Origin of the sequence: Labilibaculum manganireducens, from assembly GCF_963665805.2 — a bacterium.
GTDB classification, from domain to species: Bacteria; Bacteroidota; Bacteroidia; order Bacteroidales; family Marinifilaceae; genus Labilibaculum; species Labilibaculum manganireducens.
The window spans coordinates 4,453,067-4,466,240 of sequence record NZ_CAXXEE010000003.1 but is presented as its reverse complement, the minus strand read 5'-3'; the positions used below and the strand labels follow the sequence as shown (position 1 = coordinate 4,466,240).

The following is a 13,174-nucleotide window of genomic DNA, read 5'->3' as shown; positions in this document are numbered from 1 at the left end:
TAAACTCAGATAAATGAAACTTTAATAATTAGTTAAAATCTGTTAATTGCAGTTTTTGTTTTGAATTGTACAAGTGTTTATCTAAATTTAAAATACAAAAGTATCGAAATTTGTAATACGGGAATGAATGGTGATGTGAAAATTACCATTTAAAAATTTTAGGTTGCTAAGTAAAATGTTAATTTAGCCGACCGCATATATTTTTGGGAAAAAAGCATATCAATAGGAAACATGGGAAAAAACTTTGAATTATCAACTAATTTAAAGAAGTATTTTGGATTCGAGAATTTTAAGGGAAATCAAGAACCGGTAATTCAAAATATCTTAAGTGGTAACGACACATTTGTGTTGATGCCCACGGGTGGGGGAAAGTCATTGTGTTATCAATTGCCTTCATTAATGTTGGAGGGTACAGCAATTGTTATATCCCCATTGATCGCTCTGATGAAAAATCAGGTTGATGCAATGAGAAATTTTGGTGAAGATGATGGCGTAGCTCATTTTTTGAATTCGTCACTCTCCAAATCAGCTACCTTAAAAGTAAAAGAAGATGTTCTGGAAGGCAGAACCAAGCTTTTATATGTAGCTCCGGAATCGTTAACAAAAGAAAGTAATATTGAGTTTCTTAAGCAGGTGAAAATTTCTTTTTACGCTGTTGATGAAGCGCATTGCATTTCTGAATGGGGGCACGATTTCAGACCTGAATACAGGAAGATTCGTTCAATAGTTAATGAAATTGGTTCGGCTCCGATAATTGCACTTACTGCAACAGCAACACCAAAAGTGCAGCATGATATTCAAAAGAATTTAGGAATGTTGGATGCTTTGGTTTTTAAATCATCATTTAACCGGCCTAATTTATATTACGAAGTTCTTCCAAAAGTAAATGCGACTAAAGAGATCATTAAGTTTATCCGGGCAAATCCGGGGAAATCAGGAATTATATATTGTTTAAGCCGGAAAAAGGTTGAGGAACTGGCCGAAACGCTTCAGGTTAATGGAATTAAAGCAGTTCCTTATCATGCAGGAATGGATTCTTCAACACGTTCCGGAAATCAGGATAAATTTTTGATGGAGGATGTGGATGTTGTGGTTGCTACAATTGCTTTTGGAATGGGTATTGATAAGCCGGATGTTCGGTTTGTAATTCATTACGATATACCAAAGAGTTTAGAAGGCTATTATCAGGAAACAGGAAGAGCCGGCCGGGATGGGGGAGAAGGGCGATGTCTGACTTTTTACAGCTATAAGGATATTCAAAAGCTTGAGAAATTCATGCAGGGAAAACCTGTAGCAGAACAGGAAATAGGCAGACAGCTTTTGTTGGAAACAGTTTCGTTTGCAGAATCGGCTATTTGTCGCCGAACAATTTTACTTCATTATTTTGGGGAGAATTATATTGATGCAAATTGTGGTAATTGTGATAATTGTTTGCATCCTAAGAAAGAATTTCAGGGAGAAGAATTTGTTATTAAAGCATTGAAACTGGTTAAGCTGGTTAAGGAGCGTTTTAAAATAGATCATTTGGTTAATATACTTACCGGAGAAATGAATTCTTCGATTAAATCATATAAGCATGATGAGTTGGAGATGTTTGGTTGCGGTAAAGATAGGGATCAGCATTTTTGGAATATGGTTTTTCGAAGAGCGTTGGTTCATTCTTTAATTGAAAAGGATATTGAGCAGTATGGGGTGATTAAACTTAAACCCGAAGGGCGTAAATTCCTGAAAAATCCGGTGCCTTTTATGCTTACCGATGATCATGATTTTGAAGGTGTCGATTTGGAAGCAACAAAAGCGGCCAGCACGGCAACTGTCGATACTGCATTGTTGTCAATGTTGAAAGATTTAAGAAGGCAGGTTGCTAAGAAAAAAGAGGTGCCTCCATATGTGGTTTTTCAGGATCCTTCTCTGGAAGAAATGGCTATTCATTATCCGGTAAATATTGAAGAACTATCTCATATACAAGGGGTAGGAGCTGGTAAGGCAAAGCGGTTTGGAAAGGAGTTTGTTAGTTTAATTGGCAAGCATGTTGATGAGAATGATATCGAAAGACCGCAAGATATGGTTGTTCGCTCTGTAGTTGACAAATCTAAATTTAAGGTTTATATTATTCAGAGCGTAGACCGGAAAATGGATTTGGAAGATATTGCCGAAGCTAAGGGAATGGCATTTTCTGATCTGCTTAGTGAGATGGAGGCTATTGTTTATTCGGGAACGAAACTGAGTCTGAATTATTATGTGGATGAGACGATTGATGAGGATCGTCAGGAGGAAATCCTGGAGTATTTTGACGAAGCCGAGACCGATAGTATTGAAGTGGCTCTTGAAGAATTGGGAGAAGAAGATTTTTCGGAAGATGACATTCGCTTAATGCGGATATTGTATCATTCTGAAAATGGATTGTAAATTATTCTAGGTAAAATAAAGTAAAAGCTGCTCAAAGTCGAGCAGCTTTTTTATTTTATAATTACAGAACGTTTAAATTCTTTTGTTTCATCGAATAGTTTTCGGTAAGTATAATGAGTTTTGTAGATTTTTGCACCAATGTGCTCCATCAAATGGCTCATTCTTGGATTGAAATCACCAATCCAATTCATTTCTAAATTTAAAAATGGAAAGTTGGAATCAAAACCCGATTTGGAGAATTCGTAAATCATTGCGGCCTCGATACCACGCTTTTGAAACTCAGGAACCACTCCGAATATTAGACCCAATGCATTTTTGTTTTTTTGCAGGTGCTTGTAGTAGATGAAGCGAAGCTTTGCATAAAGGTTCATTTTACCATTTATATGCTGCAGAAGTTCATTTAAGTCCGGAATCATTATGAAAAAGCCAATGGGTTCTTTTTTGTGATAGGCAAACCACATCAATTTTTCATGCATGATTGGTTTTAAGGTCTTGAACAGGTCTTGAGTTTGTTGTTCGGAAATACCTTCAATGCCAGGTATCTCCTTCACCCAGGCTTCGTTGTATACGTGTACAAAATCCTTTATGAGTTTGTCTGAGTCTTTTTTGTTGAAATGGATTATCTGGTATTCATTGTTGTTTAGAAGTCTTTTAGCTTTCCATTTTATAATTTCACTTAAGCTTTCGACTGCAAACTTAGTTCGGTAAGTATATTGTTTAAAGTAGATTTGGAATCCGTAAGAGTCGAAAAAATTCTGATAGTATTTAAAATGGTAAGACATACAATAAACAGGTTTGTGATCTCCGTCAACATGAAGTCCCCACCATTGATGTCTTTCTCCAAAATTAATTGGTCCATCCATGGCTTCAATTTGTTTGTCTTTCAGCCAATTTTTGCAAGTGTCAAATAGAGCGAAGGCTGCGTCTTTATTGTTAATGCATTCGAAAAAGCCCAGTCCTCCTGTTGGCTGCTCGTTTAAATCTTTTGTTTTATGGTCTATAAAAGCTGCAATTCTGCCTATGGTTTGTTTGTTATGGTCCTGAAGAATCCAGCGGATACACTCCCCATGAGTAAACATTTTGTTTTGTTTCGGATCAAAAACCTTCTCAATGTCCGAATCCAGAGGCCGAATCCAGTTTTTCATTTTCTGATAAAGTCGTACCGGAAGTTCAATGAATTCTCTTTTTGAATGAAGATCGTTAACTTCAAAAATGGTAAAATCGATTTTCATCTCAAATTTTGGACTTTATTAATTTAACTTGCTTTCGGTTTGCTATTGGGAGAGCAATTACTGAGGCTGCACCTAGTATGATAATCATAGCTGTTTGTGCACCGTGCACAACAAGAGCAAAGCTTTTCGACATGGTTTCGATGTTGGCAACTTCAGGAAGGTAAATCAGAAGAGTTCCGATCACCATAAAATGCCAGGCACCAATTCCTCCTTGAACTGGAGCAACCATTCCAAAACTACCCATTACGAAAACGGTCAGTCCGGCAATCGCGGGAAGATTTGATGTAAATCCGAAACTGAAGAAACAGATATACGTCATCAAATAATACATGATCCAAATAAAGACAGTATGGAAGACAAACGACCATTTGTTATCCAGTTTCTTAATGGCACGAAAGCCAGCCATAAAATTGGAAAGAGTTTGATCAATCTTCTTAAAAACAACTGTGTTTTTAAATTTTTTTCTTAAAATCCAGATTAGGATTGAAACAGCTGCAATTACATATATGGTGTTTGCGGATGCAAATACATTTGAGAGCTTGCTGCTGACTTCAGGATTATTTGAGAAGAAATGAGAGATAACCGAAAACTGTGTTGACAATGCGATTAACAGAAAAATGATTAGCATGATTATATCCAGTACTCTTTCAAGAACTACTGTGCCTATTAATTTGGAAAATGAAATGTTCTCGTACTTGCTGATTAAGCCACATCTTGAAATTTCGCCCATTCTTGGAAGTGCAAGATTTGCAAAGTAACCAACCATAACCGCAAGAAAAGTATTGATTGTTCTGGGTTTTTTCCCTAAGGATTCAATGAGCATGTTCCATCGAATGGTTCTGCTGATGTGACTTAGCAGACCAAAAAACAGTGAAAGAAGAATCCAGTAATAATTGACTTCATTTTTTAAAGTGAAAATTAGCTCAGAAGTATTTTGACCTCTATAAACGTACCAAAATAAGAAACAGCTAATTGAAAAGAAGATTAGAAATTTTATGATATGTATGAGATTTTTCTTCAAAATTGATAATTTTAGAGTTAGGATTTTATAGAAAAAACTAACTGAGGTTAAATTTTAAGCAAGTATAAGCTGTGTTTCTATTATTAAGTCCTAAATTTGCCGGGCGATTAATCAGCTACAAAAATAAGTAAATGTTTGAAATCTCCTTTGAAAAGCTGCTGTTTTTAATTTTTGTTAATTTGAGATGCTGAAATAAAAGGGATTAATTGGATGGATATGGGATACGTTAGGGCAAAAAAGAGTTTAGGGCAGCATTTCTTAAAAGATTTGAATATTGCCAAAAAAATAGTGGCAAGTTTGAAGGCTGATGGTGTTTCGAAGGTGCTTGAGGTTGGTCCGGGAATGGGAGTCTTGACTCAATATTTACTTAAAGAAGAGGGGTTTGAAACTCATGTTGTTGAGATAGATAGAGAATCCGTAGCTTATTTAAATGAAAATTTTCCGGAATTATCAGGACGAATAATTGGAGAGGATTTTCTAAAATATGATTTATCACGACTATTTTCGGAGCCTTTTGCTGTAATTGGGAACTTTCCTTACAATATTTCCTCTCAAATATTCTTTAAGGTTTTGGATTATAGAGATCAAATCCCTGAAGTAGTAGGAATGATTCAGAAAGAAGTTGCCGAAAGAATGGCAGCTGTTCCTGGAAATAAAACATACGGTATCTTAAGTGTGCTTATGCAGGCTTTTTATAATATAGAATATTTGTTTACTGTTAGTGAAACGGTATTCGACCCACCTCCAAAAGTTAAATCTGCGGTAATTCGTATGGAAAGGAATACTACCGACAGATTGGCTTGTGATGAAAAACTATTCTTCCGAGTCGTTAAATCCGGATTCAATCAGCGCCGGAAAACCTTGCGAAATTCTTTAAAATCGGTATTGGGCGATTACAAGCTAGATGATGAACTTATGGCGCAAAGGCCAGAGCAATTGTCAGTAGATCAGTTTGTTTATTTGACCAATAAAATTGAAGAATTAATAAACACGGAATTAAGAGAATAAAATCACAACTAAAATACATTGATATGCAATTTGAATTGACTCGCGAGTACATCGATCAGTTAAAAAGAATTATCGAAGAGAAGGATGAGGCCGGGGCAATTGGTATGATGGATGGATTGCATCCTGCTGATATTGCCGAAATATATGATGAGCTAAATACCGAGGAGGCTAAGTTTCTGTATTTGCTTCTCGATATTGATACGGCAGCAGACGTTTTAGCTGAATTGGAAGAAGATGACCGGGATCGGTTTTTAAAAGTTCTTCCTATTGAAGTTATTGCAAAGCAGTTTATTCACAGGATGGATTCTGATGATGCCGCTGATGTGATTGGTGGTATGTCGGAAGAACAGCAAGAGGAGATCCTCTCCCATATTGGAGATATTGAACAAGCCGGCGACATTGTAGATTTACTTCATTACGATGAAGATACTGCCGGAGGATTGATGGCGAAAGAGTTGGTGATGGTTAATGAGAATTGGACCGTTCTGACCTGTTTGAGAGAATTAAGCCGCCAAGCTGAAGATATTGATGAGATTTACTATGTGTATGTTGTTGATGATGATGGTATTTTAAAGGGCACTCTTTCCTTAAAGATTATGATTTTGAGTCCGACATCGGCAAAAATCAGTAATATTTATCAGCCGGATGTTATGTCGGTGCATACCGATGAGCCGGATGAGGAAGTGGCCCGGATTATGGAGAAGTATGACCTTGTAGCAATACCGGTTATCGATAGTATCGGACGATTAATGGGACGCATTACTATTGATGATGTTGTAGATGTGATTCGTGATGAGGCTGAGAAAGATTACCAGATGGCATCTGGTCTTACCGAAGATGTTGAGTCTAGTGACTCGGTTTGGATTCAAACAAGAGCGCGTCTTCCGTGGTTGCTAATTGGTTTAATGGGGGGACTTATAAGTGCCTTTGTAATATCAAGACACGAAGGTGATTTGGGAAACTATACAGCTATGGCATTTTTTATTCCGTTGATTACTGCAATGGGAGGAAATGTTGGTGTTCAATCGGCGGCGATTATTGTGCAGGGGTTGGCAAGTAATTCATTGGGTTTTGAAAGTACAATCAGTCGGTTGTTAAGAGAGCTGATGGGTGCATTCGTAAATGGTATAATTTGTTCGGGCTTGGTTTTCATTGTTAACTTATTTCTGGTAGGGCATTCTTTTAGCTTAACAATAAGTGTGTCGGTTGCTTTGTTCTCAGTTATTATTTTTGCATCAATATTTGGTACACTAATTCCATTAACTCTGCATAAAATGAAAATTGACCCTGCTTTGGCAACAGGTCCCTTTGTAACTACCTTGAATGATATCGTAGGTCTTTTTATTTATCTATCAATTGGAGCCTATTTTTTAAGCTTTATTTAGTTCTGCTTTTTGGGAGTAATTTTATTAGAATGGAAATTTCAAGTATAAAAAAATAGATCCTTGTATTAAAAGTTACTTGATATTATGATTCAATGAAAAAGTTCAATAAAAATCTTTTTTAGACGGTGTTTTTTTTTAGGTTTTTCTTAACTTTGCATGAGGTTTTTTAAGGCTGGATAAGTATCTGCTATTAAAGTATTTACAGTCTTGTTTGAGCCGGTTTTATTTTTCGAGAGAAAATAAAATTTACGCCATTTTATAAAATTATCCAAATAAGAGAATTATGAAGAGAGCGCTGATTAGTGTGTTTGATAAAACAAATGTTGTTGAATTTGCTAGAGAATTAACCGGTTTAGGATGGGAAATCATCTCTACAGGTGGAACTTCTGCTAAATTTAAGGCCGAAGGAATTCCTGTAATGGACATTTCAGATCTTACTAAATTTCCTGAATGTTTTGATGGACGGGTAAAAACGTTGCATCCAAATGTTGAAGGTGGAATTTTAGCAATTCGTGATAACGAAGCCCACATCGCTCAAATGAATAAGCTAGGGATTGAGCCTATTGATATCGTTGTTTGTAATTTGTATCCATTCAAAGAAACAATTTTAAATCCTGAGGCTGGTCACGAGGAAATTATTGAAAATATTGATATAGGTGGTCCGACAATGTTGAGAGCGGCAGCAAAGAATTACAAATTTGTTACTGTTATTACCGATCCTGAGGATTATTCAAAAGTAATTGAAGAATTAAAATCAGACAACGATACAAGTCTTGAAACAAAAGAATATTTAACAGCAAAGGTTTTTGAACATACTGCTCATTACGATGCCTTAATTTCAGGGTATTTTAATAAAAGACTGAAAATTACATCTCCTAAAACATTAACGATTACATACGAAAAGAAGCAAGATCTTCGTTATGGAGAGAACCCTCATCAGAATGCAACTTTTTACAGTCAAATTCAGGAAACTGAAGGAACTTTAACTGCAGCTAAGAAAATCCATGGTAAAGAACTATCTTACAACAATATTGGAGATACAGATGGAGCTTTGGAAACCTTAAAAGAATTTGAAGAGCCTACAATTGTTGCAGCTAAGCATGCTAATCCATGTGGAATTGGTAGTGCCAAAACAATTTCAGAAGCTTTTCAGAAAGCTTATGATGCTGATCCGGTTTCAATTTTTGGTGGAATAGTGGCTTCAAATCGTGAAATTGATAAGGCAACGGCAGAAATTATGAGTGGGATTTTTCTGGAAGTAATTGTTGCTCCATCATTTAGTAAAGAAGCTTTGGAAGTATTAACAGCGAAGAAGAATTTAAGATTATTGGAATTGCCGGAAATTTTAAAATCAGATTATTCCTCATTTAAAGGGAAAACTGTTTTAGGAGGTTTCTTAATTCAGGAAATGGATAAGGAATTAATTGGTGAAAAATTAGAAGTAGTTACCGAAAGAGAGCCATCGGAAAGTGAAATGGAGGATTTGATGTTTGCATGGAAAACGGTGAAACATGCAAAATCAAATGGAATTGCCATAGCAAAAAATAAAACTACATGTGGTGTTGGCCCGGGACAGGTAAGTCGTATTTGGGCCTTGGAGAATGCCATTCGTCAGGGGGCGGATCGAATTGCAGGAAGTGTTTTAGCTTCTGATGCATTTTTCCCATTCTCAGATTGCGTAGAAGCCGCTCACGCTGCAGGAATTACTGCAATTATTCAACCAGGAGGTTCGATAAGAGATAAGGATTCTATTGAGGCAGCTAACAAATTTGGAATTGCTATGGTATTTACAGGAATGAGACATTTTAAGCATTAAAATAAGATAACAGAGATTTATACTACCATATGGGATTTTTTTCATTTTTAACTCAGGAGATCGCGATTGACTTAGGGACAGCAAATACGATTATTATCTGTAATGATAAGATTGTAGTTGATGAACCATCAATTGTAGCTATTGATCGTCGCACCGAAAAAATGGTTGCGATTGGCGAAAAGGCTCGCCAGATGCAGGGCAAAACCCACGGAAACCTAAAAACGATTCGTCCGCTTAGAGATGGCGTAATTGCTGACTTTAATGCTGCAGAGCAAATGATTCGCGGGATGATCAAAATGATCAACAAAAAACCTCGTCTGTTTCCACCATCATTACGCATGGTGATTTGTATTCCTTCGGGAAGTACGGAAGTTGAAATGAGAGCGGTACGTGATTCTTCTGAGCATGCCGGAGGACGTGATGTATACATGATTTATGAGCCAATGGCGGCAGCTATCGGTATCGGTATTGATGTTGAAGCGCCTGAAGGAAATATGGTAGTAGATATAGGAGGAGGAACAACTGAAATTGCAGTGATCTCATTGGGTGGAATTGTAACGAATAAATCGATTCGTATTGCAGGTGATGATTTGACTTCTGATATACAGGAGTATATGCGTCATCAGCACAATATAAAAATTGGTGAAAGAACTGCTGAGGAAATAAAAATTCAGGTTGGATCTGCATTGTCTGAGTTGGAAGAGCCACCAAATGATTTCCGGGTGCAAGGACCAAATCAGATGACAGCACTTCCAATTGAAGTGCCTGTATCTTATCAGGAAATTGCTCATTGTCTGGAGAAATCAATCTCGAAAATTGAAATCGCAATTTTAAGTGCATTGGAGCAAACACCTCCGGAATTATACGCTGATATTGTAAATAGAGGAATTTACCTTGCCGGTGGTGGTGCATTGCTTCGTGGATTAGATAAGCGATTAACAGATAAAATAAATATTCCATTTCACATTGCGGAAGATCCATTAAGGGCAGTTGCACGTGGTACTGGAATTGCATTAAAAAATGTAGATAAGTTTTCGTTTCTGATGAGATAATCAGGAACGAAACTTATTTTGGTTTAACAGGGATTTGATTTTTTGAATGAAGAATTTATTACATTTTATCGTAAGATTTCATTTTACGATCATTTTTGTTGTAATTGAAATTTTTTGCATGTTATTGTTAGTCAGTTACAATAACTATCAAAAGACAGAGTACCTGAATTCGAGTAACGCCCTTACCGGAAGTCTTTATGAAAAAGTTTCATCAACAACCGATTATTTGGCTTTGGCTGAAACAAACGAAGAATTAAATAAAGAAAATACCCGATTGAAAAATATTCTGGCTGAATCATACAAGATGTCAGTCGATTCGTCTGTTCTCTATAATGATTCCTTATATCAACAGCAATACCTTTATCGAACCGCCAAAATCATTAATAATTCTGTTAATAAACAACTGAATTATATTACTTTGAATAAAGGCAGGTTAAATGGCATTCAGCCAGAGATGGCTGTAGTTACAGATCATGGTGTTGTTGGTGTTGTAAAAAGTGTTTCAAATAATTTTTCAACCGTAATTTCTTTATTGAATAGCCGAATAAGTGTTTCGGCTAAAATTAAGAAGAACAATTATTTTGGTTCCCTTTCCTGGGATGGAAGGGATTATAAATCAGCGCGTTTGTATGAAGTTCCGATACATGTATTAATTCAGACAGGAGATACAATTGTTACCAGTGGTTATTCATCAATTTTTCCAGAGGGAATATTGCTGGGTACAGTACAGGAAATTTTGCCAAGCTCAGGAGGTAATTTTCATGAATTGGTAATCGCCTTTTCCAATGATTTTAAAAGTTTGTCATACGTGAAAGTTATTGGTGATTTGATGAAAACTGAACGCTTGGAACTTGAAAAGGAGGTGGTCGAATGAATCAAATCGTAAAAAACATAATAAGATTTGTGGTTCTTGTATTTATTCAGGTTGCCATATTAAATAATATTCAAATAAGTGGTTTTTTAAATCCTTATATGTATATCTTATTCATCTTATTACTTCCATTTGAGACTCCAAACTGGCTTTTGTTGGTTTTGTCGTTTTTTTTGGGATTAAGTGTTGATGTTTTTTCCAATACTCTTGGTATGCACGCATCCGCCAGTGTCTTTATGGCGTACTTGCGTCCATACATATTAAATTATTTGTCTGTAAGAGATGGTTATGAACAAGGAACAACGCCGAGTATTCTTCATTATGGATTTGGATGGTTCTTTAAGTATTGCTTGATATTAGTCATTGCTCATCATAGCTTTTTGTTTTTTATAGAAGTATTTTCTTTTTCCAATCTAAGTGAAACCATAACCAGGATCATTCTTAGTACATTCTTTACTTTAAGCTTACTCATTACATCTCAATTCTTACTGTTTAAAAAATAGATCAATTAATAATATAAAATGAATAATTTCTCAAACCGAAAATACATTATTGGCGGAATATTCATTCTGGTTGTTCTAATTTTCATTATCCGTTTATTTAACCTTCAAATAATTGATGACACCTATAAATTATCTGCTGAGAATAATTCTCAAAGGCAGGTAACACAATATCCGGCAAGGGGATTGATTTATGATAGGAATGGAAGATTGTTGGTGTACAATCAGGCCGCTTACGATCTGATGTTGATTCCCAGACAATTGGAAGTTTTTGACACGACAGATTTTTGCCAACTATTGGGAATTGAAAAATTAGAATTAATTGAAGGGATTGCTAAGGCAAAGCATTATTCTTATCGAAAGGCATCTATTTTTTTAAAACAGTTGTCGTCTGAAAGATATGCTGTTTTGCAGGAGAAGTTATATAAATTTCCCGGTTTCTTTGTTCAGACGAGAACATTGCGGAAATATCCATTAAAAAGTGCAGCTCATGCATTAGGATATCTTAGAGAAGTAACCAACCAGGAGATTAAAAGTGATCCGTATTTTAGACAAGGAGACTATATTGGGAAAAGTGGTATAGAAAGAACATATGAAAAAGAGCTTCGCGGCGAAAAGGGAGTAAAGATTTATTGGGTTGACGTTTTTAATCGAATAAAAGGATCATTTCGGAATGGGAAATTCGATGAAAAAGCAGTTTCAGGTAAAAATTTGCACACGAGTTTAGATATAGATTTACAGCAATACGGTGAGTTGTTGATGCAAAATAAAAAAGGCGGAATTGTTGCGATTGAACCCCATACTGGTGAAATTTTAGCAAAAGTATCCAGTCCGGGATATGATCCTGAAATGTTTGTTGGGCGTGCAATGAATAAGAATTATCAGATGATGGTTCAAAATGACTCATTGAAGCCTTTGTTTGACCGAACAATGCAAGCGTTGTATCCTCCAGGGTCAATATTTAAATTGGTAAATGCATTGGTGGCTCTTCAGGAAAACGTAATTAGCCCTGCTGCAAGATTTGAATGTCACAGCGGTTATCATGTTGGTAATTTTACGATGGGATGTCATTCTCATGCATCTCCTTTGGATTTGCGTCATGCAATTCAGCAATCCTGTAATGCTTATTTTGCAAATGTATTTCGTTACATTTTGGAAAGTCCTAAGTTTGGTTCTGTTCAGGACGGGTATACTGCATGGAGAAAGGATGTCACTTCTTTTGGTTTCGGAAGTGAACTTGGCATTGATTTACCGAATGAAAAAACAGGTTCTATTCCCACAAATGAATATTATCAGAATAAGTATCGTAAGAATTGGAGAGCCTTAAATGCAATTTCCCTGGCTATAGGACAGGGTGAACTGCAGATAACACCAATGCAGATGGCAAATATGGTAGCTGCAATTGCCAATAGAGGCTATTATTATATTCCTCATATCGTAAAGGCTGTTGGTGAGGATGGGGCTTTTGGGAAAAAGTATCTGGAAAAACATTATACCAGTGTAGACTCTTCTAATTTTACACCTGTAATTGATGGTATGGAAATGGTAGTTACAGGAGGTGAGGGAAGTACCGGAGCATTGGCAGCGATTAAAGATATTCGTGTGTGTGGTAAAACAGGAACAGTTCAGAATTCTGACGAAGCAGATCATTCTGTTTTTGTTGCATTTGCACCAAGAGAAAATCCGAAGATTGCTATTGTTGTTTATGTTGAAAATGGAGTGTGGGGAAGTAGATATGCAGCCCCAATTTCAGGTTTAATGATCGAGAAATATCTAAAAGGGGAGATTTCTGAAAACAAAAAATGGCTGGAAAAGAGGATGCTTGATGCTGATTTAATTAATCAGGCAGCAACACCCAGTACAGGAGTTGTTGAATAAAT

10 protein-coding genes are annotated in these 13,174 nt (G+C 36.2%); 8 read left to right on the top strand and 2 right to left on the bottom strand.

The window, feature by feature from the left end:
• Positions 1–231: 231 nt before the first annotated feature.
• Positions 232–2,409: a DNA helicase RecQ gene (gene recQ, locus ACHZAX_RS17480; protein WP_101310745.1), complete on the top strand. Its 2,178-nt coding sequence runs from the start codon at positions 232–234 to the stop codon at positions 2,407–2,409.
• Between the two features lie 50 nt (positions 2,410–2,459).
• On the opposite strand, the gene ACHZAX_RS17475 is transcribed toward recQ, so the two are convergent.
• Positions 2,460–3,641, bottom strand: coding sequence for a hypothetical protein (locus ACHZAX_RS17475; protein ID WP_101310744.1), 1,182 nt, complete (start codon positions 3,639–3,641; stop codon positions 2,460–2,462).
• Position 3,642: 1 nt separating this feature from the next.
• A complete protein-coding gene (locus ACHZAX_RS17470; RefSeq protein ID WP_320019989.1) occupies positions 3,643–4,662 on the bottom strand; it encodes a lysylphosphatidylglycerol synthase transmembrane domain-containing protein in 1,020 nt (339 codons plus the stop codon).
• A gap of 216 nt (positions 4,663–4,878) precedes the next feature.
• On the opposite strand from ACHZAX_RS17470, the gene rsmA reads away from it, so the two are divergent.
• The 7 genes from rsmA to mrdA all read left to right on the top strand — a co-directional run bounded on the left by rsmA (position 4,879) and on the right by mrdA (position 13,172).
• Complete coding sequence (rsmA, locus tag ACHZAX_RS17465; RefSeq protein WP_101310775.1) at positions 4,879–5,670, top strand: 16S rRNA (adenine(1518)-N(6)/adenine(1519)-N(6))-dimethyltransferase RsmA; 792 nt, start codon at positions 4,879–4,881, stop codon at positions 5,668–5,670.
• Between the two features lie 23 nt (positions 5,671–5,693).
• Complete coding sequence (gene mgtE / locus ACHZAX_RS17460) at positions 5,694–7,055, top strand: magnesium transporter (RefSeq protein WP_101310742.1); 1,362 nt, start codon at positions 5,694–5,696, stop codon at positions 7,053–7,055.
• 283 nt (positions 7,056–7,338) lie between these two features.
• On the top strand, positions 7,339–8,871 hold the full coding sequence (gene purH / locus ACHZAX_RS17455; protein WP_180327346.1) for a bifunctional phosphoribosylaminoimidazolecarboxamide formyltransferase/IMP cyclohydrolase: 1,533 nt from the start codon (positions 7,339–7,341) through the stop codon (positions 8,869–8,871).
• A 29-nt stretch (positions 8,872–8,900) separates the two neighbouring features.
• A complete protein-coding gene (locus tag ACHZAX_RS17450; RefSeq protein WP_101259803.1) occupies positions 8,901–9,923 on the top strand; it encodes a rod shape-determining protein in 1,023 nt (340 codons plus the stop codon).
• A 46-nt stretch (positions 9,924–9,969) separates the two neighbouring features.
• Positions 9,970–10,797, top strand: a complete 828-nt coding sequence (mreC, locus tag ACHZAX_RS17445) for a rod shape-determining protein MreC (protein WP_101310740.1) — start codon at positions 9,970–9,972, stop codon at positions 10,795–10,797.
• On the top strand, positions 10,794–11,297 hold the full coding sequence (gene mreD, locus ACHZAX_RS17440; RefSeq protein ID WP_156195651.1) for a rod shape-determining protein MreD: 504 nt from the start codon (positions 10,794–10,796) through the stop codon (positions 11,295–11,297). The genes mreC and mreD overlap by 4 nt, the downstream gene beginning before the upstream one ends.
• 18 nt (positions 11,298–11,315) lie before the next feature.
• Positions 11,316–13,172 (top strand): penicillin-binding protein 2, encoded by a 1,857-nt coding sequence (gene mrdA / locus ACHZAX_RS17435; protein WP_320019988.1) that lies wholly within the window; start codon positions 11,316–11,318, stop codon positions 13,170–13,172.
• The last annotated feature ends 2 nt before the right edge of the window (positions 13,173–13,174 follow it).

Coding starts and splice junctions, on each gene's coding strand:
- purH (WP_180327346.1), top strand. CDS start 7,339: ATGAAGAGAGCGCTGATTAGTGTGTTTGATAAAACAAATGTTGTTGAA.
- ACHZAX_RS17475 (WP_101310744.1), bottom strand. CDS start 3,641: ATGAAAATCGATTTTACCATTTTTGAAGTTAACGATCTTCATTCAAAA.
- ACHZAX_RS17450 (WP_101259803.1), top strand. CDS start 8,901: ATGGGATTTTTTTCATTTTTAACTCAGGAGATCGCGATTGACTTAGGG.
- mreD (WP_156195651.1), top strand. CDS start 10,794: ATGAATCAAATCGTAAAAAACATAATAAGATTTGTGGTTCTTGTATTT.
- rsmA (WP_101310775.1), top strand. CDS start 4,879: ATGGGATACGTTAGGGCAAAAAAGAGTTTAGGGCAGCATTTCTTAAAA.
- mgtE (WP_101310742.1), top strand. CDS start 5,694: ATGCAATTTGAATTGACTCGCGAGTACATCGATCAGTTAAAAAGAATT.
- mreC (WP_101310740.1), top strand. CDS start 9,970: ATGAAGAATTTATTACATTTTATCGTAAGATTTCATTTTACGATCATT.
- mrdA (WP_320019988.1), top strand. CDS start 11,316: ATGAATAATTTCTCAAACCGAAAATACATTATTGGCGGAATATTCATT.
- recQ (WP_101310745.1), top strand. CDS start 232: ATGGGAAAAAACTTTGAATTATCAACTAATTTAAAGAAGTATTTTGGA.